The 21732-nt window shown below is 72.9% G+C and carries 16 protein-coding genes; 8 read left to right on the forward strand and 8 right to left on the reverse strand.

Annotated elements, in window-relative coordinates:
• Positions 1-6 precede the first annotated feature (6 nt).
• Complete coding sequence (locus tag ACN27A_RS30805) at positions 7-858, forward strand: endonuclease/exonuclease/phosphatase family protein (protein WP_421457982.1); 852 nt, start codon at positions 7-9, stop codon at positions 856-858.
• Between the two features lie 277 nt (positions 859-1135).
• Positions 1136-1906, forward strand: coding sequence for a hypothetical protein (locus ACN27A_RS30810; RefSeq protein ID WP_421457983.1), 771 nt, complete (start codon positions 1136-1138; stop codon positions 1904-1906).
• Positions 1907-2217: 311 nt separating this feature from the next.
• Here ACN27A_RS30810 and ACN27A_RS30815 read toward each other — a convergent pair whose 3' ends face one another.
• Both ACN27A_RS30815 and ACN27A_RS30820 read right to left on the reverse strand, forming a co-directional pair.
• The gene (locus ACN27A_RS30815) at positions 2218-3060 is read right to left on the reverse strand and encodes an alpha/beta fold hydrolase (protein ID WP_421457984.1); all 843 of its coding nucleotides are present in this window, start codon (positions 3058-3060) and stop codon (positions 2218-2220) included.
• Positions 3061-3071: 11 nt separating this feature from the next.
• The gene (locus ACN27A_RS30820; RefSeq protein WP_421457985.1) at positions 3072-4034 is read right to left on the reverse strand and encodes a TIGR03557 family F420-dependent LLM class oxidoreductase; all 963 of its coding nucleotides are present in this window, start codon (positions 4032-4034) and stop codon (positions 3072-3074) included.
• Between the two features lie 239 nt (positions 4035-4273).
• On the opposite strand from ACN27A_RS30820, the gene ACN27A_RS30825 reads away from it, so the two are divergent.
• Positions 4274-5662 (forward strand): cellulase family glycosylhydrolase, encoded by a 1389-nt coding sequence (locus ACN27A_RS30825; RefSeq protein WP_421457986.1) that lies wholly within the window; start codon positions 4274-4276, stop codon positions 5660-5662.
• 435 nt (positions 5663-6097) lie between these two features.
• Positions 6098-7888 carry a trypsin-like serine protease gene (locus ACN27A_RS30830; protein WP_421457987.1) on the forward strand — a complete coding sequence of 597 codons (1791 nt, stop codon included), beginning with the start codon at positions 6098-6100 and terminating at the stop codon, positions 7886-7888.
• Between the two features lie 125 nt (positions 7889-8013).
• Here ACN27A_RS30830 and ACN27A_RS30835 read toward each other — a convergent pair whose 3' ends face one another.
• The 4 genes from ACN27A_RS30835 to ACN27A_RS30850 are packed head-to-tail and all read right to left on the reverse strand — an operon-like array spanning position 8014 to position 13360.
• The gene (locus tag ACN27A_RS30835; RefSeq protein WP_421457988.1) at positions 8014-10152 is read right to left on the reverse strand and encodes an alpha-galactosidase; all 2139 of its coding nucleotides are present in this window, start codon (positions 10150-10152) and stop codon (positions 8014-8016) included.
• The gene (locus ACN27A_RS30840; protein ID WP_421457989.1) at positions 10149-11060 is read right to left on the reverse strand and encodes a carbohydrate ABC transporter permease; all 912 of its coding nucleotides are present in this window, start codon (positions 11058-11060) and stop codon (positions 10149-10151) included. The genes ACN27A_RS30835 and ACN27A_RS30840 overlap by 4 nt, the downstream gene beginning before the upstream one ends.
• Positions 11057-12013 (reverse strand): carbohydrate ABC transporter permease, encoded by a 957-nt coding sequence (locus ACN27A_RS30845; protein ID WP_421457990.1) that lies wholly within the window; start codon positions 12011-12013, stop codon positions 11057-11059. Before ACN27A_RS30845 ends, ACN27A_RS30840 begins: the two co-directional genes overlap by 4 nt.
• 21 nt (positions 12014-12034) lie before the next feature.
• The gene (locus tag ACN27A_RS30850; RefSeq protein WP_421457991.1) at positions 12035-13360 is read right to left on the reverse strand and encodes an ABC transporter substrate-binding protein; all 1326 of its coding nucleotides are present in this window, start codon (positions 13358-13360) and stop codon (positions 12035-12037) included.
• A 271-nt stretch (positions 13361-13631) separates the two neighbouring features.
• Here ACN27A_RS30850 and ACN27A_RS30855 point away from each other — a divergent pair, with 271 nt between their 5' ends.
• The 3 genes from ACN27A_RS30855 to ACN27A_RS30865 all read left to right on the forward strand — a co-directional run bounded on the left by ACN27A_RS30855 (position 13632) and on the right by ACN27A_RS30865 (position 17936).
• A complete protein-coding gene (locus tag ACN27A_RS30855) occupies positions 13632-15758 on the forward strand; it encodes a beta-galactosidase (RefSeq protein ID WP_421457992.1) in 2127 nt (708 codons plus the stop codon).
• Between the two features lie 22 nt (positions 15759-15780).
• The gene (locus ACN27A_RS30860; RefSeq protein WP_421457993.1) at positions 15781-16557 is read left to right on the forward strand and encodes a DeoR/GlpR family DNA-binding transcription regulator; all 777 of its coding nucleotides are present in this window, start codon (positions 15781-15783) and stop codon (positions 16555-16557) included.
• A gap of 419 nt (positions 16558-16976) precedes the next feature.
• Positions 16977-17936: a sporulation protein gene (locus tag ACN27A_RS30865; RefSeq protein ID WP_421457994.1), complete on the forward strand. Its 960-nt coding sequence runs from the start codon at positions 16977-16979 to the stop codon at positions 17934-17936.
• A 69-nt stretch (positions 17937-18005) separates the two neighbouring features.
• Here the strand turns inward: ACN27A_RS30865 and ACN27A_RS30870 are convergent, their stop codons facing one another.
• Complete coding sequence (locus tag ACN27A_RS30870) at positions 18006-18410, reverse strand: hypothetical protein (protein WP_151455875.1); 405 nt, start codon at positions 18408-18410, stop codon at positions 18006-18008.
• A 393-nt stretch (positions 18411-18803) separates the two neighbouring features.
• Between ACN27A_RS30870 and ACN27A_RS30875 the strand changes: the two genes are divergently transcribed.
• Positions 18804-19211: a hypothetical protein gene (locus ACN27A_RS30875; RefSeq protein ID WP_421457995.1), complete on the forward strand. Its 408-nt coding sequence runs from the start codon at positions 18804-18806 to the stop codon at positions 19209-19211.
• 85 nt (positions 19212-19296) lie between these two features.
• Here the strand turns inward: ACN27A_RS30875 and ACN27A_RS30880 are convergent, their stop codons facing one another.
• The gene (locus tag ACN27A_RS30880; protein ID WP_421457996.1) at positions 19297-21603 is read right to left on the reverse strand and encodes a HelD family protein; all 2307 of its coding nucleotides are present in this window, start codon (positions 21601-21603) and stop codon (positions 19297-19299) included.
• Positions 21604-21732: the final 129 nt, after the last annotated feature.

A 21732-nucleotide genomic window follows, 5' to 3' on the forward strand; every position in this document is an offset into this window, starting at 1 on the left:
CCGCCGATGCTGCGGGCGATGACCTGGAACATCCGCACCGGCGGACGGGACGCCGGCGGCGCCGACCGCCGGGACCTGCTGGTCCGGGTCGTCGTCGACCAGCGGCCGGACGTGCTGGCGTTGCAGGAGTTACGGGGCTTCGACGAGCGGCCGGCCGCTGGGCCTGCCCCAGCCGGTGGCCTCCGCGCAGCTGCGGGCGGCGTGCTCGCCGATTTCGCGGGCCGGGTGGGGATGCGACCCCACCTGGCCCGTTCCTGCTTCGGCCAGCCGGTGGCGGTGCTGCTGCGCCCGCCGCTGCGCGTCCTCGCCGCGACCCGGGTACGCCGGCCGTTCCACCATGCCGCGCAGCGGGTCACCGTGGCGACCACCGCCGGCCCGCTGACGGTGCTGAGCGTCCACCTCGACCCGTACTGGGGCCTGCGGCGGCGCGTCGAGGCGGGCTGGGTCGCCGCCGCGCTGCGCCGCGCGCCGGGGGAGCTGGGACTGCTGGCCGGGGACCTCAACACCCTCGACCCGGTCGCCGACCACACCGACCGCATCGCCCGGCTGCCGGCCGCGTACCGCCGCCGTCACCTGCGCCGGGACGGGCGGACGGTGGAGACCCGCGCGGTGGCCCGGCTGCTCGCCGCCGGCCTGGTCGACCTGTACGCGACGGCGGGGGCGCCCGACGGCGGGCTGACCGCGCCCACCCGGCACGGCGGCGGGGCGGAGTTCTCCGGGATGCGGCTGGACTACCTGCTCGGCACGGCGGCGCTCGCCGGCCGGGTGCGCGACTGCCGGGTGCTGCGGGGCGGCGAGACCGAGTACGCCTCCGACCACTATCCGGTCGTGGCGGACCTGGACCTCGACCCCGCCTGACCGCCCTGCCCCGCTTACGCCCGCCCTGCCCGCCGGCCCTGACCGCCCTGCCCTCGCGTGCCCCGCCCGCCCTGACCGCTCTGCCCGGGCCTGCCCTGACCGCCCTGCCCTCGCCTGCTCGGCCGGCCTGCCCTCGCGTGCCCCCGCTTGACCGCCCGCCCTGCCCGCCCGCCCTGCCCGGCCGCCCCGCTCGCCTGGTCGGCCGGGCCGGGCGACCCCGGTCCTCCCCGGAGGGCCGGGAGGGCGGCGCGTTGCCGGTGCTGACTACCGTGAGCCGGTGATCGACTCGCCGAGCGCGGATCCGGGAAACGCCGGGTCCCCGCCCACCCCGCTGCTGGTCGCCGTCGTCCGGGGAATCGCGCTGGTAGTGGTGGTGCCCGTCCGGCTGGCGTGGGAGATGGTCGCCGCCGTCGGCCGGTGGCTGCACCGCTGGCTGCTGCGCCCGCTGGGCTGGCTGTTGCGGACCCTGGTGTGGGCGCCGCTGAGCTGGCTCGGCCGCGGCCTGGCCTGGCTGCTGCGCTGGCTCGGCCTTGGCCTGTCCTGGCTGCTGCGCACGCTGGTCTGGGTGCCGTTGGTCTGGCTCGCACGCGGGCTGACCTGGCTGGCCCGGACGGTGGTGTGGATACCGCTGGCCTGGTTGGCGTACCACCTGATCTGGGTTCCGCTGCGCTGGCTGGCCCGGCTCCTCGCGCCGCTCGGACGCCTGCTGGTGGCGGGGCTCGTGGCGGTCGGCCGGTGGCTGGCGGCGGGGCTCGTGGTGGTCGGGCGGTGGCTGGCGGCGGTGGGGCGGGTGCTGCTCGGCGCGCTCGGCTGGGCGTGGTGGGCAGCCGGCCGGCTGCTCTGGTGGTGTTACGCGCTCACGCTGCGGCCGTTCGTGCTCGGGGCGGGCTGGCTGTGGCGGCACGCCGTCCGCCCGGTGGGTCGGGCGGTGGCCGCCGTGTGGCGCGCGACCGTGTCGCCGGCCGTCCGCTGGGTGCGCCGCGCTGTCGTGGACCCGGTTCGCCAGGCGACCCGTGAGGCGCTGACCGCTTTCGGCCTGCGCGGCTGACCCGCGGACGCCGCGACGACGGCGGAGGGCACCCGACGAGCGGTGCCCGACGAGCGGTGCCCGAGCGAGATCTTGGCAAGAAACGGCCCCTCCAGGGGCACTTCCCTACCAAGATCTCGAAGCCGAAGCCGAAGCCGAAGCCGAAGCCGGAGCCGGAGCCGGAGCCACCGCCCGAGCCGGAGCAGGGTTACAGGAGCAGGTTGAGCAGCACGGTCAGGACGACCGAGGCGACGATCGAGAAGAGGATCATCAGCAGGCAGCCCAGGCCGCCGCCGGCCGGACGGATCTCCGTGTTGCCGATACGCATGTCGTCACCTGTTCGTGAGTGTGGGGGACAGCAGGGCGCGGACCGCGTCGGCGACCTGCGCCGGTGCGGTGGTCACGACGTTGTGCGCGGCGCCCGGCACGGTGACCGTACGGGCGTGCGGCACCAGCCGGCCCACCTGCGCTCGCCAGGACGGCGGCACGACCGGGTCCCGGGAGCCGGCCACCACCAGGGTGGGCGCGGCGATGCGGACCAGGTCCGCCTCGATGCCGTTGCGCACCGAGTGCGACAGCGTCGCGTGGACCCGCCAGGGGCGGGCGTCGAGGACGTCCCGGAGCAGGATCGGCGCCTGCAACGGCGCCTCCCGCAGGGTGTCCACCAGCCAGCGCCCGAACTGTCCCCGCCGGGACCGGGCGGCCGGGTCGCTGGTCGGGCCGGCGAGCACCACCGCCGCGACCGCGTCGGGGTGCCGGGCGGCGAGCGCCGCGACGACCTCCGCGCCGAACGAGTGCCCGAGCAGGCAGACGGGCGGCATCCGGTACGCGGCCAGCCAGGCGGCCAGGTGCGCGGCGTGCCGGGGCACGTCGAACGCGCGGCCGGGGCGCTCGGTCAGCCCGAAGCCGGGCAGGTCGGGCGCGTACACCGGGTGGGTGTCGGCCAGCGCGAGGGCGAGCGGGGTCAGGTAGCGGTGGGACACGGCCAGCCCGTGCACCAGCACGACCGGGGTGGCGGCGGTGCCGGGGTCGCCGGCGCGGCGGGTGTGCGTACGGATGCCGTCGACCAGCCGCCACTCGCTGGTCAGCCCGGCGGCCGGCTTCGGGGCGGCCAGCGCGAGGCGCAGCTCCGCCGGACCGAAGCGGCCCGGCGGGGTCACCCGGGGACGCCGCACGGGTGCCGCCCTCACAGCTCGCGCAGCCTCGGCAGGAGCTGCTCCTGCGCCCAGTCCAGGAACATCGGCTGCGTCCCGCCGCCGACCTGCACGATCGCCACGTGGGTGAAGCCGGCGTCGACGAACTTGCGGAACGCCTCGACGTGCCGGTCCACGTCGGGCCCGCAGGAGATCCCCTCGGCCACGTCCTCCTCGCGGACGAACTGGGTGGCGGAGGCGAACGACTCCGGCCCGGGCAGGTCGGCGTTGACCTTCCAGCCCATCCCGAACCAGCGGAACTGGTCGTGCACGATCTTGCGGCACTCCGCCTCGTCCGGGCCGTAGCAGATGGCCACCTGCCCGTAGCGGGGCTGCCCGGCCCCGCCGGCCTCGTCGTACATCTCGATGATGTGCGGGTCCGGCTCGGTCGCGACGAGGCCGTTGCCGTACTCGGCGGCGAGGGTGACCGACTGGCGGCCGGAGGCGGCGACGGCCATCGGCACCGGGCGGGCCGGCCGGTCCCACACGTACGCGTCGGGCACGTCGTAGTGGTTGCCCGAGAAGGTCAGCGTCTCCCCGTTGAGCAGGGGCCGGATGATCTGGAGGGCCTCCTCGAACATCTCGTGCCGCTGCTGCACGTGCGGCCAGCCGCCGACCACGTGCTCGTTGAGGTTCTCACCCGCGCCGAGGCCGAGGGTGAACCGGCCGTCCGAGAGGACCCCGACCGTGCTGGCCTTCTGCGCCACGACCGCCGGGTGGTAGCGGCGGATCGGGCAGGTGACGAAGGACATCAGCTCCGCCCGGCTGGTGGCGTGCGCGACCGCGCCGAGCACCGACCAGGCGTACGGGGAGTGGCCCTGGGAGTCCAGCCAGGGGTAGTAGTGGTCGGAGATGACGAGCTGGTCGAAGCCGGCCGCCTCCGCCCGCACCGCGTAGTCGACCAGTTGCTTCGGACCGGCCTGCTCGCACATCAGGGTGTAGCCGACCTTGACCATGGGTGTCTCCTTCCGACCCGGGCGGATCATCCCCGGATACCCCTGCCAGGTCGGGTCAACCCTCGCGTCCGGTGTCGGCGGTCCGCTGCTTAACCGGTTCATTGCGTGACCGGCCCGACCGGCCTACGCTGATCCCTGCGCCGCCGGGAGCCGGGCGGCGGCTGTCGGGCTGCAGCCGCCATCCCCTGTGACGTCCCACCCCCACCTGGGCAGCGGGGGTCCTCCCTTTGAGGAAGGCCATGAAGAAAAGACTCTCCGCCGCCGGTGCGGCCCTGCTCGCGTTGCTGGTCGCCGTGTTGGCGTTCGGGCAGCCCGCGCGGGCCGCGACCGGCTTCTCCGTCGCCGACGGCAAGCTCTACGACGCCAACGGCAGCGAGTTCGTCATGCGTGGCGTGAACCACGCGCACACCTGGTACCAGCAGCAGACCAGCTCCTTCGCCAACATCAAGGCGCTCGGGGCGAACACGGTGCGGGTGGTGCTGGCCAGCGGCCAGCGGTGGGCGAAGAACGACACCGCCGACGTCGCCAACGTCATCTCGCTGTGCAAGGCCAACCGGCTGATCTGCGTGCTGGAGGTGCACGACACCACCGGCTACGGCGAGCAGAGCGGGGCGGCCACCCTGGACCAGGCGGTCGACTACTGGCTCAGCGTCTCCAGCGCCCTCGCCGGCCAGGAGAAGTACGTCATCGTCAACATCGGCAACGAGCCGTACGGCAACCAGGGCTACGGCACCTGGGCGACCGACACCGCCAACGCCATCAAGCGGCTGCGTACGGGCGGCCTGACGCACACCATCATGGTCGACGCCCCGAACTGGGGTCAGGACTGGTCGTTCACCATGCGCGACAACGCCGCGTCGGTGTTCGCCGCCGACCCGCAGAAGAACACGGTCTTCTCCATCCACATGTACGGCGTCTTCGACACCGCCGCCGAGATCAGCGACTACCTCGGCCGGTTCCGCGCCGCGAAGCTGCCGATCGTGGTCGGCGAGTTCGGCTTCGACCACTCCGACGGCAACCCCGACGAGGACACCATCCTCTCCTACAGCCAGGCCAACGGGATCGGTTACCTGGGCTGGTCGTGGAGCGGCAACGGCGGGGGCGTCGAGTACCTCGACATGGTCACCAACTTCAACCCCGCCGCGCTGAGCACCTGGGGCCAGCGCATCTTCAACGGGGCGAACGGGATCAAGGCCACCGCGAAGGAGGCGACGGTCTTCGGCGGCACCCCGCCCCCGACCACCCCGCCGCCGACGACGCCTCCGCCCACCACCCCGCCGCCCACCACGCCCCCGCCCACGACCCCGCCGCCGAGCACCCCGCCGCCGGGCGGTTGCACGGCGACGTACACGGTGACCAACCAGTGGCAGGGTGGCTTCCAGGGTGAGGTGAAGGTGACCGCCGGCTCGGCGGCGATCACCGGCTGGACGACGAAGTGGACGTTCGCCAACGGCCAGACCGTCAGCCAGTCCTGGAACGCCGCCCTGAGCAGCAGCGGGTCGACCGTCACGGCCCGCAACGTCGACTACAACGGCCGGCTGGGCGCCGGCGCCAGCACCAGCTTCGGCTTCATCGCCAGCTGGAACGGCACCAACGCCACGCCCGCGGTGACCTGCACCGCGAGCTGAGGACTCCCCGTACCACCGGTGGCCGGGCCCCGCGCGGGCCCGGCCACCGCCGCATCCCGGGTCGGCGGGAGGCCGCGCCGCCCGATGGGAACGCCCGGTCGGGGCCCGGGCCCATAGGGGCCGTGGCGGAGGCTGCGCAAGACATCGACGATGTGGGATACCCCACCCCCGACCGGGCAGCGGTCGACGGTACGCGTGCCTACGGTGACCCTGCGATCGCCTCCTGGCGTTCGCACGTCCGCAAGGGACACGGGGGTCCTTGTCGTTCATGATCGTCCGCGATCGTGCTCAGCCGCACGGCTGGGCGCGACTCCCCATGGCGTCACACTCGGCCGTACGCGCCGGTCGCCATGGGAAAGCCGTACGCCACGCGTGGCCGTCGCGCCGCCTGTCGTCGTACCCGGCCCCTGCCAGTTGATCCGGAAGGGATCGTCTGTGCCATCGTCGTACCGTCGGCGGACAGCCCGGGCCGCCGGCCTGCTCGCCACCGCACTGCTGGCCGGGTTGCTCGGCGTCGCGCCGGCCCAGGCCGTCACCGGAGGCGCCGCCGTCAGCGACGGCTCCTTCGCGTTCGCCGCGAAGATCGAGGTAGGGCCCGGCCTCAAGGCCTGTAGCGGCGCGCTCATCGACCCGTGGTGGGTGCTGACCGCCAAGAGCTGCTTCAGCGTCGCCGGCCAGCCGGTCGTCGCCGGCAAGCCCACGAAGCCGGCCACCGTGACCGTGGGCCGCCCCGACCTCACCGCGTCGACCGGCGCGGTCGTGCCGGTCTTCCGGATCGTGCCGCACCCCACCCGCGACGTGGTGCTCGTCCGGCTCGCCGCGCGGGTCGGCGTGGCCCCGGTGCCGCTGGGCGCCGTCCCCGCCGTGGGCGAGCAGCTGACGGTCGCCGGGTTCGGTCGTACCGCCACCACCTGGGTGCCGGATCAGCTGCACACCGGCATCTTCGCCGTGCAGGGCGTGAACGCCGGCACGCTGGCGATCCTGGGCAGCGGGCAGGCCGCGATCTGCCGGGGCGACCTCGGTGGTCCGACCGTCCGGCTCGTCGACGGCAAGCCGCAGCTCGTGGCCCTGCACCACACGTCGTGGCAGGGCGGGTGCCTGGCCGAGACCGGGACGCGCCGGGACGCGGTGGAGACCCGCGTGGACGACCTGGGCCCCTGGCTGGCCGCCACCATGCCGCAGGGTCCGGCCGTCGACCGCAACGAGGACGTCAACTTCCTCTACGTGTACGCCAACGGCGACGTCGCGCCACAGACCTTCCCCGCCACCTCCACCGGAGGATTCGACGCCCCGCTCGGCGAGTGGAAGGGCGGCGGCGGAGCGTACGCCGCCGACCGGGTCAAGGTGTTCAACGACGACTTCGACGGCGACGGCATCAAGGACGTCGCCGTGCTGTCCACCCGCACCGACGGCAGCTTCGCCATCGACACGTTCATCACCCGCCCGGACGGCAAGCACGGCGCGCCGATCCGCTCCTGGACGTACGGCAGCAACTTCGGCCACCTGGCGAGCATGAAGATGACCTCCGGTGACTTCAACGGCGACGGCCGGGCCGACCTGACCGCCTTCTACGGCTACGGCAACGGCGACGAGGCCTGGATCAACTGGCTCGCCCGCCCCGACGGCGGCTTCGACGCGCCCATCGAGGCGTGGCGGGCGTCCAACTTCGGCCACTGGTCGAGCACCTCGGTCTTCGCCGGAGACGTCAACGGCGACGGCCGGCACGACGCCAGCCTCTTCTACGCGTACGGCAACGGGTCCATGGCGGTGATCACCTGGCCCGGCCAGGCCGACGGCAAGTTCGGCACCGGCTACACCTCCTGGTCGACCCCGGCGGACAAGCCGTTCGGGGCGCTGGCCTCGATGAAGCTCGCCGAGGGAGACTTCAACGGCGACGGCCGCGACGACGTCGCCGTCCTCCTCGCCGACAACGGCCTGCGGCTGTTCACCTGGACGGCCAGGGCGGACGGGAACTTCGACGCCCCGCTGGCCTCCTGGACGTCGACGATCTTCGGCCAGTTCGCCAGGAGCAAGCTGGTCTCCGGCGACTACGACGGCGACAAGCGCGACGACCTGGCCATCCTCTACCAGTACACCGACGACGGCATCGGGCTGCACACCTTCACGGCGAAGGCTGACGGCGGGTTCAACGTGCCCTTCGGCTCGTGGCGCGTCGGCCGGGCCGTCTACGGCTGGTGGCCGAGCATGAAGATGGACGGCGAGTGACAGCGACCGCCTGACCGCCGGCCCCCGCGCCCACGGCGCGGGGGCCGGCTCTCCCTCGGGCCGCGACGAACAGTTCCGACCACGCGGCCACCGCCCACTCCTGGCCGCCGCAATTCCGTGCGCGGTCAGTCGACGGCGGCGACCTCCAGCAACACGGTCTGCTCGGGATGCAGCGCGGGCATCTGGAGCCCGACGGCCGCCAGCACCGCGCCGCCGAGGGTCACGCCGCCGGCGGCCAGCCAACCCGGGGCGGCCCGCTGGATCGTCGCGGGCTCCGGCACTCCGGCGGCGGGCCGCACCGCGTACCGGCGGCGGGGGTCGAGGCCGGGGAGCCGGACCGGCCCGGGCGCCTGGGTCACCGAGGTGGCCAGCTGGGCCACGGCGTACACCGCGTGGGAGCCGTCGTGGGCGATGACGCCGTGCGCCCAGACGGCCGGGTCCGGATGGTCGACCCGGACCACCCGGCCGGCGTGCAGCAGCGGGCGGAGCCGCTTGTGCAGCGCGACCCAGGCGGCCAGTTCGCCGCGCTGTGCCGCGTCGATCGTGCCGATGTCCCACTCGATGCCGTGGTGGCCGAAGAGCGCGGTCGACGCCCGGAAACCCAGGTCGTGCACGCGGTCGGTGGTGTGCGAGCGCTCCGGGCCGATGTGGCTGCCGACCAGCTCGGGCGGGAGCAGCAGCCCCGTCCAGCGCTGGATGGCCAGCCGCTCCAGGGCGTCGTTGCAGTCGCTGGCCCACACCCGGTCGGTGCGCCGCAGGATCTCCAGGTCCACCCGGGCGCCCCCGGACGCGCAGCTCTCGATCTCCACGCCCGGGTGGCGGTGGCGCAGCTCGTCCAGGAGCCGGTATACCGCCAGGGTCTGCTCGCGCACCCCGGGGCGGCCCTGGTGCCCCGCCTCGGTCAGGTCCCGGTTGTGGTCCCACTTGAGGTAGCCGATGCCGGGGTGCCTGGTGAGCAGCGCGTCCAGCCGTTCCAGCAGGTACGCGTACGCCGGCGGCTGGGCCAGGTCGAGCACCTGCTGGTGGCGCCAGGCGGGCGGCAGCCGGCCGGGCGCCGACAGCACCCACTCCGGGTGGGCCCGGAACACCTCGGAGTCGGGGTTGACCATCTCCGGTTCCACCCAGAGCCCGAACTGCATCCCGTGCCCGCGTACGTGGTCGATGAGCGGGTGCAGGCCGTCCGGCCAGACGGTGTCGTCGACGTACCAGTCGCCGAGGCCGGCGCGGTCGTGGCGGCGGCCCCGGAACCAGCCGTCGTCGAGCACGAAGCGTTCCACCCCGACCTCGGCGGCCTGGTCGGCCAGCGTGCGGAGCCGGTCCAGGTCGTGGTCGAAGTAGACGGCCTCCCAGACGTTGAGGGTGACCGGGCGGGGCGTGGCCGGGTGCTGCGGGCGGGCGCGCAGGTGGGTGTGCAGGACGTCGCTGAGCCCGTCCAGCCCGGCGGCGGAGAAGACCGCGTACAGCAGCGGGGTGGCGTACTCCCCGCCCGGGTCGAGCACCACCTCGCCGGGGGTGAGCAGTTCGCCGCCGCCGAGGGTGGACTCGCCCGTCGGCCGCCGTTCGGCGACGGTCACGTGGTCGCCGCTCCACGCGGTGTGCACCGCCCACACCTCGCCGTGACCGAAGCCGAAACCGGCCGTGCCGGCGACCAGCAGCAGGGTGGCGTCGTGCCCGGTGCGGCCGTGCCGCCCCTCGCGCACCCAGGCGCCCATCGGCCACGGGTGCCGCTGCGGGGACCGCTCCCGGCACCACCGGCCGGTCAGGTCGAGCAGCTCGGTGGCGACCGCCGGCACCGGCAGGACCGGCGTCAGCTCCCGCAGCTCGTACGCCGTGTCGCCGTCGTTGCGCAGCCGGTGCCGCAGCAGCACCAGGCCGGTCGGGTCGAGCGCGATCTCGACGGTCAGCGACAGCCCGGCCCCGCCGTCGGCCGCCCGGACGGTGACCCGGGCGGGGCCGGTGCCGTCGTCGGCGACGTCGAGACCGGTCAGCCGGAAGGCGGTGGACCAGTCCCGGCGCTCGCGGTGCCCGGCGAGCGCCGGCCGGCCGCCCCAGCCGGCGGACGCCTCGGGCAGCAGGGACAGCACCGTCGGCGCGTCGAAGCTGCTGCGTACGACCGGCGCGACGGTGGCGTCGACCAGGGCGGGCAGGTCGTCGGGTGGGACGGGGCCGAGGTCGGCGCCCCAGTGCGCGACCCGGGGCAGCCCCGGGTCGCGCGCGTCGAGCACCAGGCTGGTCCGGGCGCGGCGCAGGTGGACGATGGTCATCCTTTGGAAGCCCCCAGGGTCAGGCCCCGGACGAACTGCCTCTGCAACAGGAAGAAGATCACCAGGGTCGGGATCGCGACCAGCACCGAGCCGGCCGAGACCAGGTTGTTGTCGGTGAAGAACTCACCGCGCAGGTTGTTGAGCGAACTCGTCACCGGGAACTTGTCCCCCGTGCGCATGAGCACGGTAGCCCAGAAGAACTCGTTGTAGATCCAGGTCACCTCCAGGGTGGCCAGCGCGGCCAGGGCCGGCCGGCACAGCGGCATGGTCACCTGCCAGTACTGCCGCCAGACGCTGGCCCCGTCGACCATCGCCGCTTCGTAGAGGTCGCGCGGCAGTGCCTTCATGTAGTTGCTGAGCACGAAGACGCAGAAGCCGCACTGGAAGGCGACGTTGACCAGGATCAGCCCCCAGTAGCTGTCGTAGAGCAGCTCGGAGTCGCTCATGAACGCCGGCAGCGGCACCTGGGTGAAGAGCCGGAACAGCGGGATCAGCAGGGCCTGCTGGGGCAGCAGGTTCGCCGCGGTGAACAGGCCGAGCAGGGCGATGTTGGTCTTCCAGCTGAACCGGGCGATGACGAACGCCACGCACGAGGCGAGGAAGAGGGTCAGCAGCACCGCCGGCACGGTGATGTAGACGGAGTTGAGGAAGTGCTTGCCGAACTCGGCGGTCCGCCAGGCGGTGACGTAGTTGTCGAGGGTCCACCCGCCGAGCGAGACGTAGCCGTTGGCGGCCGTGTACTCGTAGGACCGCAGGGAGGTCAGCACGGCCCAGAGGATCGGGAAGAGCCAACCGATCGCCACCGCCGCGAGGAACACGTGCAGCACCACCCGGGCCGGGCGCGGCGGCGGGCGGCGTCCGGTCGCGGGGGCGGTCCGGTCCTCCCGGGGCACGGTCGCGGTGCTCATCGGCGTCCCTCCCGCAGCACGGTCGCCAGGTAGACGGTGATGAAGACCAGCGAGACGACGAGCATGACGGTGGCCAGCGCCGAGCCGAAGCCGATCCGGCTCGCCTCGCCGACCACGTTCTGGGTGACCAGTGCGGAGATCAGTTCCAGGCCGTTGCGGCCCTTGTTGATGACCCAGACCAGGTCGAACGCGCGCAGCGACTCGATCACCGTCACCACCAGCACGATGATGTTGATGGGCCGCAGGACCGGGAAGATCACCTTGAAGAACGTCCGGCCCTCCGACGCGCCGTCCACGGCGGCGGCCTCCCGCAGCGACGGGTCGACGCCCTTCAGCCCGGCCAGGTAGAGCAGCATGATGTAGCCGACGTGCCGCCAGCCGGCCGCCACCAGCACGGCCCAGATGTTGACGTCCGGGTCGCCGTACCAGTCGACGCCGGTGCCGAGGACGGCGTTGACCAGGCCCTGGTCGCGGGAGTAGAGCAGCTGCCAGACGAAGCCGATCAGTGCCAGGGAGAGCACCACCGGCAGGTAGAGCGCGGTCTGGTAGAAGCGGGTGCCGCGCAACTCCTTGTCGAGCAGGACGGCCAGGAACATGCCGAACGGGGTGGCCACCACGAACAGCGCCGCCAGCCAGAACAGGTTGTTCTGCACGGCCGGCACGAACGGCGGGTAGTTCTGGACCACGTCGGCGTAGTTGCGGCCGCCGACCCACTCGATCTCGGAGACCGGGCCGATGCCGTCCCAGTCGGTGCCGGAGAGCAGCACGGTGGCGCCCGCCGGCAGCCAGACCAGGCCGACGACGAGCAGCAGCGGTACGGCCACCATGAGCGCGACGACCACGCGGTCGGTGCGGGACAGCAGCCGTACGCGCCGGCGGCGACCACCCGTGGAGGTGGTCGCGGCCGGTGGCGGCGCGGCGCGATCCGCTTGGATCAGGGGCAGGTCGGACACGGTGCCCTCACCCTCTCGCCGTCAGTCGGTGAAGATCGACTTCTTCTGGTTCTCGATGCTCGACGTCAGCCCGTCGATGTCCTTCGGATCCTTGATGAACTGCTGGAGCGCCGGGATGATCACCGTGGAGGCGAAGTCCGGGCGGGTGTCGCGGTCCAGGAACTGGGCGATCTCGGTGGCCGAGCCGACCAGCTCGGCGGCCTTCTTCTGCAGGGCGCTGTAGCCGCTGGTGTCGGCCTCGCTGTTGGCGACCAGCGTGCTCGGGTCGTTCTTGACGGTGATGTCGGCGGCCGCCTTCGAGCCGACGTACTCCAGCAGCTTCCTGGCGTTGGCTTCCTGCTTCGGCTTGCGGGCCATCATGTAGCCGTCGATGGGCGCGTCCAGGGCCTTGGCGCCGATCGCCGGGTCGATCTCGGGGAAGGTGAAGAAGTCGAGGTCGGCCAGGTCGGCGCCGTCGAACTGCTGGCCGACGAAGAGGCCGAGCAGGTACATGCCGCTCTTCTTCTGCTGCAACGACTGGGCGGCCTCCTGCCAGGTCCGGCCGAGGCTGTCGGGCTGGTGCAGGGGCAGCAGGCCGCGCCAGGTGTCGAAGACCTTCTTCACCTTGTCGGAGGTCCAGGACTCCTTGCCGGCCATCAGGTCGATGTGGAACTGGTAGCCGTTGATCCGCAGGTTGAGGATGTCGAAGGTGCCCATCGCCGGCCAGCCGTCCTTGTCGGCGAAGGCGATCGGGGTGAGCCCGTCCTTCTTCATCTGACCGGCGAGCGCGGTCAGGTCGTCGAGGGTCTTCGGCACCTGGTAGCCGTTCTGCTGCCAGACGGACCTGCGGTAGAAGACGGCCCACGGGTAGTACGACGACGGCACGAAGTACTGCTTGCCGTCGTCGCCGGTCGACGCCTTGCGGAACGCGTCGGACATCCCGGAGAGCCTGCCCCAGACGTCGCTGAGGTCGCCGGCGAGGCCCCGGGCGGCGAAGAAGCGCATCCGGTAGCCGGCGAACCACATGAACACGTCGTCCGGCTTGCCCTGGAGATAGTTGTTGATGTTCTCCTGGAACGTGTTGTGGTCGACCGTGTTGACGGCGACCTCGAGGCCGGACGAGGTCCGGAAGCCGTCCATGACCTTCGCGATCACCTCCTTGGGCTTCGGGTCGGACTGGTTGGAGCCCAGCGACACCGTCTTGGCGCCGGAGCCGCCGGAGTCGGAACCGCAGCCGGCGAGCAGGCCCGTGCCGAGCAGCGCGGTGGTGCCGGCCGCGCCGGCCAGCAGCGAACGACGGTCGAGGCCGGCCACGGAGGGGGGTACGAGCCGGGCGAGGTACTCGGCTCGGGTGCGGGGACGGGACATGGTGCCTCCTGCGGATGAAGAGGTGCCCGAGGGCCGTCGGTGGCGGTGTCCCGGCAACCGTGAACACACACCCGGATCCATCGCGAATCCACATTGGCGAACACGAATTGCCAGTGGCGCCTCAAGCTACTCGTCCTCCGGGCGGTGTCAAGGGGGCGGCAATCTCCCGACAACCCGGTTGCGACAAGGCCGTCGAGAGGTAAACGTTGTAAAGATGATCGATGTTGGAACGTGTTGACTTGGCTGCCGCGGCCGGGCACGCTCTGCATCCATGTGGCGATGGCAGGGTGACGACATCTGGTTCGGTGCCGACTACAACCCCGAGCAGTGGCCCGAGTCGACCTGGGCCGAGGACGTCGCGCTGATGCGCCGGGCCGGGGTCAACCTGGTGTCGGTGGGGATCTTCTCCTGGGCGCTGCTGGAGCCCGCCCCCGGCGCGTACGAGTTCGGCTGGCTGGACGGGGCGATGGACGTGCTGCACGGCGGCGGGATCTCGGTCGACCTGGCCACCGCCACCGCCAGCCCGCCCCCGTGGCTCGCCCACCGGCACCCGGAGACGCTGCCCCGGCGCGCCGACGGCACGATCCTCTGGCCGGGCGGGCGGCAGGCGTACTGCCCCAGCTCGCCCGTGTTCCGGGAGCGGTCGCTGGCCCTGGTCGAGGCCCTCGCCACCCGGTACGCCGACCATCCGGCCGTGGTCATGTGGCACGTCTCCAACGAGCTGGGCTGCCACAACGTGCACTGCTACTGCGACGTCAGCGCCGGGGCGTTCCGCCGCTGGCTGCGCGAGCGCTACGGCAACCTGGACGGGCTCAACCACGCCTGGGGCACGGCCTTCTGGAGCCAGCGCTACGGCGACTGGGCCGAGATCAACCCGCCGCGCACGGCGCCGACCTTCGCCAATCCCACCCAGCAACTGGACTTCCTGCGCTTCTCCTCCGACGAGCAGCGCGCCCAACTGCGCGCCGAGCGCGAGGTGCTCACGCGCCGGGTCCGCCAGCCGGTCACCACGAACTTCATGATCGGCACCGGCATCAAGTACCTCGACTACCACTCCTGGGCGTCCGACGTGGACGTCGTCGCCAACGACCACTACCTCACCGCCGCCGACCCGCGCGCCCACGTCGGGCTCGCCCTCGCGGCCGACCACACCCGGGGCGTCGCCGGCGGCGACCCGTGGCTGCTGATGGAGCACTCCACCAGCGCGGTCAACTGGCAGCCGCGCAACGTCGCCAAGGCACCCGGCCAGTTGCGTCGCAACAGCCTGGCGCACGTGGCGCGCGGCGCGGACGGGGTGCTCTTCTTCCAGTGGCGGGCCTCCCGCGCCGGGGCGGAGAAGTTCCACTCCGCGCTGCTGCCGCACGCCGGTCCGGAGACCAAGGTGTTCCGCGAGGTGTGCCGGCTCGGCGCGGACCTGCGGGCCCTCGCCGAGGTGCGCGGCAGCCGGGTCGACGCCGAGGTGGCGATCCTGTTCGACTACGAGGCGTGGTGGGGCGCCGAACTCGACTCGCACCCGACCGTCGACGTCACGTACGCCGACCGCCTCGGCGCGCTGCACGACGCGCTGTGGCGGGCCGGGATCACCGCCGACGTCGTGCACCCGGCCACCGACCTGTCCCGCTACCGGCTGGTGCTGGCGCCCACCCTCTACCTGGTGCGCGACGCGCACGCCGCGGCGCTGCGCGCGTACGTCGAGGCCGGTGGGACCGCCCTGGTCACGTACTTCAGCGGCATCGTCGACGAGCACGACCACATCCGCCTCGGCGGCTACCCGGGGGCGTTCCGGGAACTGCTGGGCGTCCGTGTCGAGGAGTTCTTCCCGCTGCGGGCGGGGGAGCGGGTGACCCTGGACGACGGCGCGGTCGCCGACGTGTGGACGGAGTGGCTGCATCCCGAGGGCGCGCAGGTGCTCGCCGCGTACGCCGACGGGCCCCTGCCGGGCGTGCCGGCGCTGACCCGGCATCCGGTCGGCGCGGGCGCGGCCTGGTACGTCGGCACCCGGCTGGACGCGGCGGCGACGGACCGGCTGGTGGCCCGGCTGGTGGCCGAGTCGGGGGTGCGCCCGGCGGCGCGGGTCCCCGCCGAGGTGGAGGTGGTCCGGCGCCGCGCCGGCGACCGCACCTGGCTCTTCGTCATCAACCACACCGACGCCGACGCCCGGCTCGACGCCACCGGCGTGGACCTGCTGACCGGCGCGCGCTGCTCCGGCGACCTGGTCGTGCCGGCTGGCGAGGTGGCCGTCATCCGCGAGGCACCGGCGGCCGCGGCGGCCGGCAGTTCCGACGACCCGGCCGGTACGTCGGACGACCCGGCCCGCGCGTCGGACGACCCGGCCCGCGCGTCGGACGGCCCGGCCCGCTCGTCCGGCGGTGCGGCGGCCCGCTCGTCCGCGGCGTGACGGTGCGAAGGAGGTCCTCCGGATGCTGGCCCGACAGCGACAGGCCGCGATCCTCGAGATGATCCGGCAGCGCGGCGGCGTGCGGGTCAGCCAGTTGGTGAGCCGGTTCGGCGTCTCGGACATGACGATCCGGCGCGACCTGGAGGTGCTGGCCGAGCGGGGACTGGTCGACAAGGTCCACGGCGGCGCGACCCTGGTCGGCCCCGGACCCGGCGACGAGCCCGGCTTCGCCGCGAAGTCGCTGCGGCAGCGGGCCGAGAAGCGGGCCATCGCCGAACGGGCCGCCGCCCTGGTCGAGCCCGGCATGGCCGTCGCGCTCTCCGCCGGCACCACGACCGCCGCGCTGGCCACCCTGCTGGCGGACGTACGCGGCCTGACCGTGGTGACCAACTCCATCCCCGTCTCCGAGGCCCTGCACCAGCACCCGGGCGCCGACCAGACGGTCGTGCTGACCGGCGGGATCCGTACCCCGTCGGACGCCCTGACCGGGCCGGTGGCCGAGGCGGCGATCAGCGCCCTCAACGTCGACGTGCTCTTCCTCGGCGTACACGGGATGAGCCCGCGTACCGGATTCACCACGCCGAACCTGCTGGAGGCGGGCACCGACCGGTGCCTGGTCGGCGCGGCCCGGCGCTTGGTGGTGCTCGCCGACCACACCAAGTGGGAGACGATCGGAATGGCCACCATCGCCCCGCTCTCCGAGGCCGACGTGCTCGTCACCGACGCCGGGCTGCCCGAGGAGGCGCGCGACCAGCTCGCCGGGCAGGTGGGCGAGCTGATCGTCGTCGAGGCCGGCTGACACCCGTGGGGCTGCTTCCGCAGCGGACGATTCTCCTCGGCAGCGGAGACAGGTGCCGCCGGAAGCAGGATTACCGACCCTCTGGCCTGTTTGTCGTGGAGCGAGCCCAGTCGGCGCTCCCGCTCGCGGGGCTCTTGGTCATGACATCTCGGTTTCCCGCCTTTGTTGCTTCGAAGCGTTCAGCGCCGCCGCCAATCGCTGCACCGGAGCGGAACGATCGGCCGGACGTACCGTCCCCCGACCGGGTGAGTTCGAGGGGGCGAACGTGGCACGAGTGCCCCCTGCCCCTGCCTCCCATCCTCGGGCGTACATCCGACTGGCGTGCCTTCACAGGCACTTCACAGCGGTTCTCGGTAGGGTCCGGGCAAGTCAGCGACCGGCTCCAAGGTGGAGCAGGGTGTCTTTGCACGGGAGTTCCGATGGTCTTCAAGAAGATGTTGAGCGCGTTCGGAGTGGGCGGGCCGAGCGTCGACACCGTCCTGACCAACCCGAACACCCGCCCCGGCCTGACCCTCGAGGGTCAGGTCAACCTGCAGGGCGGGGACGCCCCGGCCAACGTCGAGCAGGTCGTCGTCAGCCTGGTCACCCGGGTCGAGATCGAGGGCGGTGACACCGAGTACGCCGGCGTGATGGAGTTCCACCGGCTGCCGGTCAGCGGCGCGTTCCAGCTCGCCGCGAAGCAGCAGCTCTCCCTGCCGTTCCAGCTCCCGGTCCCGTGGGAGACGCCGATCACCGACGTCTACGGCCAGCGACTGCGCGGCATGACGATGGGGCTGCGCACCGAGCTGGCCATCGCCCGGGCGGTCGACAAGGGCGACCTGGACCAGGTCAACGTGCACCCGCTGCCGGTGCACGAGCGGATCCTGGAGGCGTTCCAGCGGCTCGGCTTCCGGTTCAAGCACGCCGACCTGGAGCGCGGCCACATCCGCGGCACGCAGCAGACGCTGCCGTTCTACCAGGAGATCGAGTTCTTCGCCTCGCCCCAGTACGCGAGCACCATCAACGAGGTCGAGCTGACCTTCGTGACCAGCCCGCACGGCGTCGAGGTCATCCTGGAGTGCGACAAGCGCGGCGGGTTCCTGACCCCCGGGCACGACGCCTTCGGCCACTACCGGCTCTCGCACGCCGACGCCGACACGACGGACTGGGTCCAGGTCGTCGACGGCTGGCTGCGGGAGACGACGTCCCGCTACGGCAGCCTGCGCGGCGCCCACGGCTTCGGCGGCCACGGGCACGGGCATGGTCACGGCCGTGGCGTCGGCATGGGCGGCGTCGTCGCCGGTGCCGCGATGGGAGCCGTCGGGGGCATGATCGTCGGCGACATGATCGGCGACGCCTTCGAGGGCGACGGTGAGGACTTCGGCGGCTTCGAGGAGTAGGACCACACACGACGGTGGCCCCCGGGACCGTAGTCCCGGGGGCCACCGTTGCCGTGGTGCGTCGCCCGGTCAGTGCCGGGCCTTGCGCTCCTCACCACTGCGCCAGTTGCTGCCGGCCTTGGCCAGACCACGGCTACCCAGGTACCCGATGGTCAGCAGCGTGATCATGAACCAGGCGTTGTCGGCTCGGAAGATGTCCACGCCGGTCGAGTTCTGGCCGACCAGCTGCGAGGCGGCCAGCACGCCGATCACGGCCGCGATGTAGACCCAGAACTCGGTCGTACGCAGCGACGGCTTGGTCTCCGTGCCGGGTGCCTGCATGGCCTCCCGGTGCCCGTCGTGCATCATCGGCATCGGGCGGGTGGGCGTCTCCTGCATGGCCCGGTCCTGCATCGCCCGGTCCTGCATCGCCCGGTTGGGCGCGTCCTGCGTCGGCCGGTTCATCGGCCTGGTGGAAGCAGCCTGCGTGCTCATCTTGTCCTCCTCAGGATGCGATGAGTCGTACCTGCGTTCCCTCGCCCCGCTACCGCGTGTCGGCCACGGCACGGTTCGCGTGCATGGCGGGGACACCCGCCGTCTACCCGACCCGACGGGGGCAGTAACACCCCCGGCACCCCGGAAACTTGCCCCCTCCCCGCACCCACCCGGGCCCGGCCCGCGCCGCGAAGTCCGGCGTCGACCATGCAGTTGTGGTGGGGTGCAAAACGCCTGAATCGGTATCCCACGGGCACCACGACTGCATGATCGACGCCGGGGGTGGGTGGGGCGGCGCGCGGCGGTGGGACAGCGGGGCGGGAGGTGGGCGGGTTTGTTGGTGGGGGTGGCGGGCACGCAGGTCGGACCGACCACTCCTGTGAGGTGATGGACATGCGTGAGGACGACGTGCGACAGGACGCCGCCCGGCGGGCCGAGGAGCGGATCGCCGGTGGCGTGTACGGCGAGGGCGTTCTCGACGAGGTGACCGTGCCCCCTACCGACGTGCAGCGGGTCATCCAGGACGAGGACCCGGACGACCCGGCGCACGTTCCGGTCGACCCGGAGGTGCTGCGCGACGGTGGACCGACCCGGGGGCAGGGCGCCGTCACCACGACCGGCGGCACCGCCGGCCCGGCCAGCGTGCGCCGGGTGGCACGCCAGCCGGAGCGGCACCCGGGCAAGGTGGCGCCGACCACCACGGGCGACGCCACCACCGGCGGCCTGAGCACCCCGGCGGGTGGCTCCACCAGCGACCAGTCCGGCATCGCCAGCCAGGTAGGCGACTTCACCCCGGAGTGACCCGCCGACCCGGTCGCAGGAGGCCGGCGGACGCAACGGGGCCGGCGGGTGGAACCGGGCCGGCAGGCGCAACGGGGCCGGCGGGTCAGGTGGGGCGGAGGATGCCGAGGCGTTGGGTGGCGCGGGTGAGGGCGACGTAGAGGTCGCTGCGGCCCCGGGGTGACTCCGCCACGATGCGGTCGGGGTCGACCAGGACGACCGAGTCGAATTCGAGGCCCTTTGCCTGGCCGACGGTGAGCACCACCACGCGGCTCTCCAGCTCCGGGTCCTCGCCGATGGCCGCCTCGGGCAGGGCTGCGGTGAGCGCGGCGCCCAGCTCGTCCACCCGACCGGCCGGCACGATCACTCCGAGCCGGCCGTCGTCCAGGCCGGCAGCCTCCCGGGTGGTGGCGGCGACCAGCTCCGCCGCCAGGCGCTCCGGTGCCACCGCGCGGTCCCACGGCGGCACACCGCTGGAGCGTACGGAGCGGGGTGGGCGCAGCGCCGGGTCGATCTCGGTGAGCACGTCGGCGGCGACCGCCATGATCTCGGCCGGGGTGCGGTAGCTGACGGTCAGCTCCTCCAGCCGCCAGCGCTGCGCCACGTACGGCTCCAGCGCGTCGGCCCAGGACGGGGTGCCGGACAGCGCGCCGGTCTGCGCCACGTCGCCGACGATGGTCATGGAGCGGCTCGGGCAGCGGCGCATCAGCAGCCGCCAGGCCATCGGCGAGAGCTCCTGTGCCTCGTCGACGATCACGTGCCCGAACGCCCAACCCCGGTCGGCCGCGGCCCGCTGGGCGGTGGTGAGCCGGTCCGCCTCCTCCTGCCGCTCCAGCAGCCGGTCGGCGTCGATCAGGTCGGTGACGCCGAGAATCTCACCGCCGTCGGCCTCGTCCTCCACGTCGATGGAGCGGGAGCCCCGGGCGATCTCCAGCACGCCCTCGGCGTACTCCCGTTGCAGGGCCCGGATCCGCTCCCGGCGGGCGGCGGCGGCGCGCTCGTCCTCGCCGAGCAGCTCGGCCGCCTCGTCGAGCAGCGGGACGTCGGCCGGCGTCCAGCCGCCCGGCTCGCGGTGCAGCAGGGCCCGCTCGTCCTCGCTGAGCATGGGTGCGGCGGCGGCGATCCGGTCGGGGGAGGCGTACAGGTCGGCGAGCAGGCGCTGCGGGGTGAGCACCGGCCAGAGCTGGTCCAGCGCGGCCCGCACCTCGGGCTCCTCCCGCAGCTCGCGGCGGATCTCCGCCACGTCGGCCTCGTCGAGCAGGTTCTCCCCGCCCAGCGGGTCCGCGCCGATCCGCTCGGCGACCTGGGCCGCCAGGGCGTGGACGATCTCGACGTCGAAGAGCGCCCGGGCCAGGTTGTGCGGCCGCTCGGAGCGGCGGGCCCGGTCCCGGGCCGCGCGGACGGTCTCCGGGTCGAGCAGCAGCACCTCCTGCTGCGGCAGCTCGATCTCCAGCGGCTCGTCGGGCACCCACTGCCGGTCCCGTACGGCGGCGGCCAGCACCTCGACCAGCACCGCGCGGCCCTTGAGCGCGGCGGTCTCGGCGGGCTCGGCGCGGCGGGCGCTGACCCCCGGGAAGAGGTCGCCCTGCGTCCGCAGGAGCACGCCCGTCTCGGCCAGCGCCGGGAGCACCTGGGAGATGTAGCGCAGGAACGTGGCGTTCGGCCCGACCATGAGCACGCCCCGGGTGGAGAGCTGCTCGCGGTGGGTGTAGAGCAGGTACGCCGCGCGGTGCAGCGCGACGGCGGTCTTGCCGGTGCCGGGGCCACCCTGCACGACCAGTACGCCCGGCAGGTCGGCGCGGATGATCCGGTCCTGCTCGGCCTGGATGGTCTCGACGATGTCGCGCATCCGGCCGGTGCGCCCGGCGTTGAGCGCGGCGAGCAGCGACGCCTCGCCGGTCAGCTCCTCGTGGGCGGTGGGGGAGGCGGTGTCCAGGTCCAGCACCTCGTCGTTGAGGGCGATCACCTTGCGTTCCCGGGTGCGCAGGTGCCGGCGGCGGCGCACCCCCTGGGAGTTGGCCGCGGTGGCGAGGTAGAAGGCGCGGGCCGCCGGGGCACGCCAGTCCATCAGCAGCGGGTCGTAGTCGCCGCCGGTGTCGAAGATGCCGATCCGGCCGATGTAGTGCGGGCCGCCGTCGTCGGTGTCGAGCCGGCCGAAGCAGAGGCCGCTCTCGACGGCGGAGAGCTGCTCGACCTGGTCGGCGTACATCCGCACCGCGCTGTCGCGCTGGGAACGGGCCTGGAGCGTGCCACCGGTCGCCCGCAGCTCCTCGGTCAACCGTTGGGACGCCTGCTCGCGCAGCTCGTCCAGCCGGCGGTAGAGCATCGAGACGTATTCCTGTTCGCGGCCGATTTCGTCATCGGACTGCAATTCGGCGGAATCGGCGGAATGCCTTGACAAGCCGTCTCCCATTTGGTTAGCATCTCTCTCGGAACGGCTTTCGATGGCCGTTCTTTTTTGTTGCCTGAACTGAGAAAGATACCGTGCGCCGGCCGCCGCGACCAAGCGCGTCGGGCCACGCCACAGGCCGCCCCGCACAGA

Origin of the sequence: Micromonospora sp. WMMD737, assembly GCF_049179055.1 — a bacterium.
GTDB lineage: Bacteria > Actinomycetota > Actinomycetes > Mycobacteriales > Micromonosporaceae > Micromonospora > Micromonospora reichwaldensis.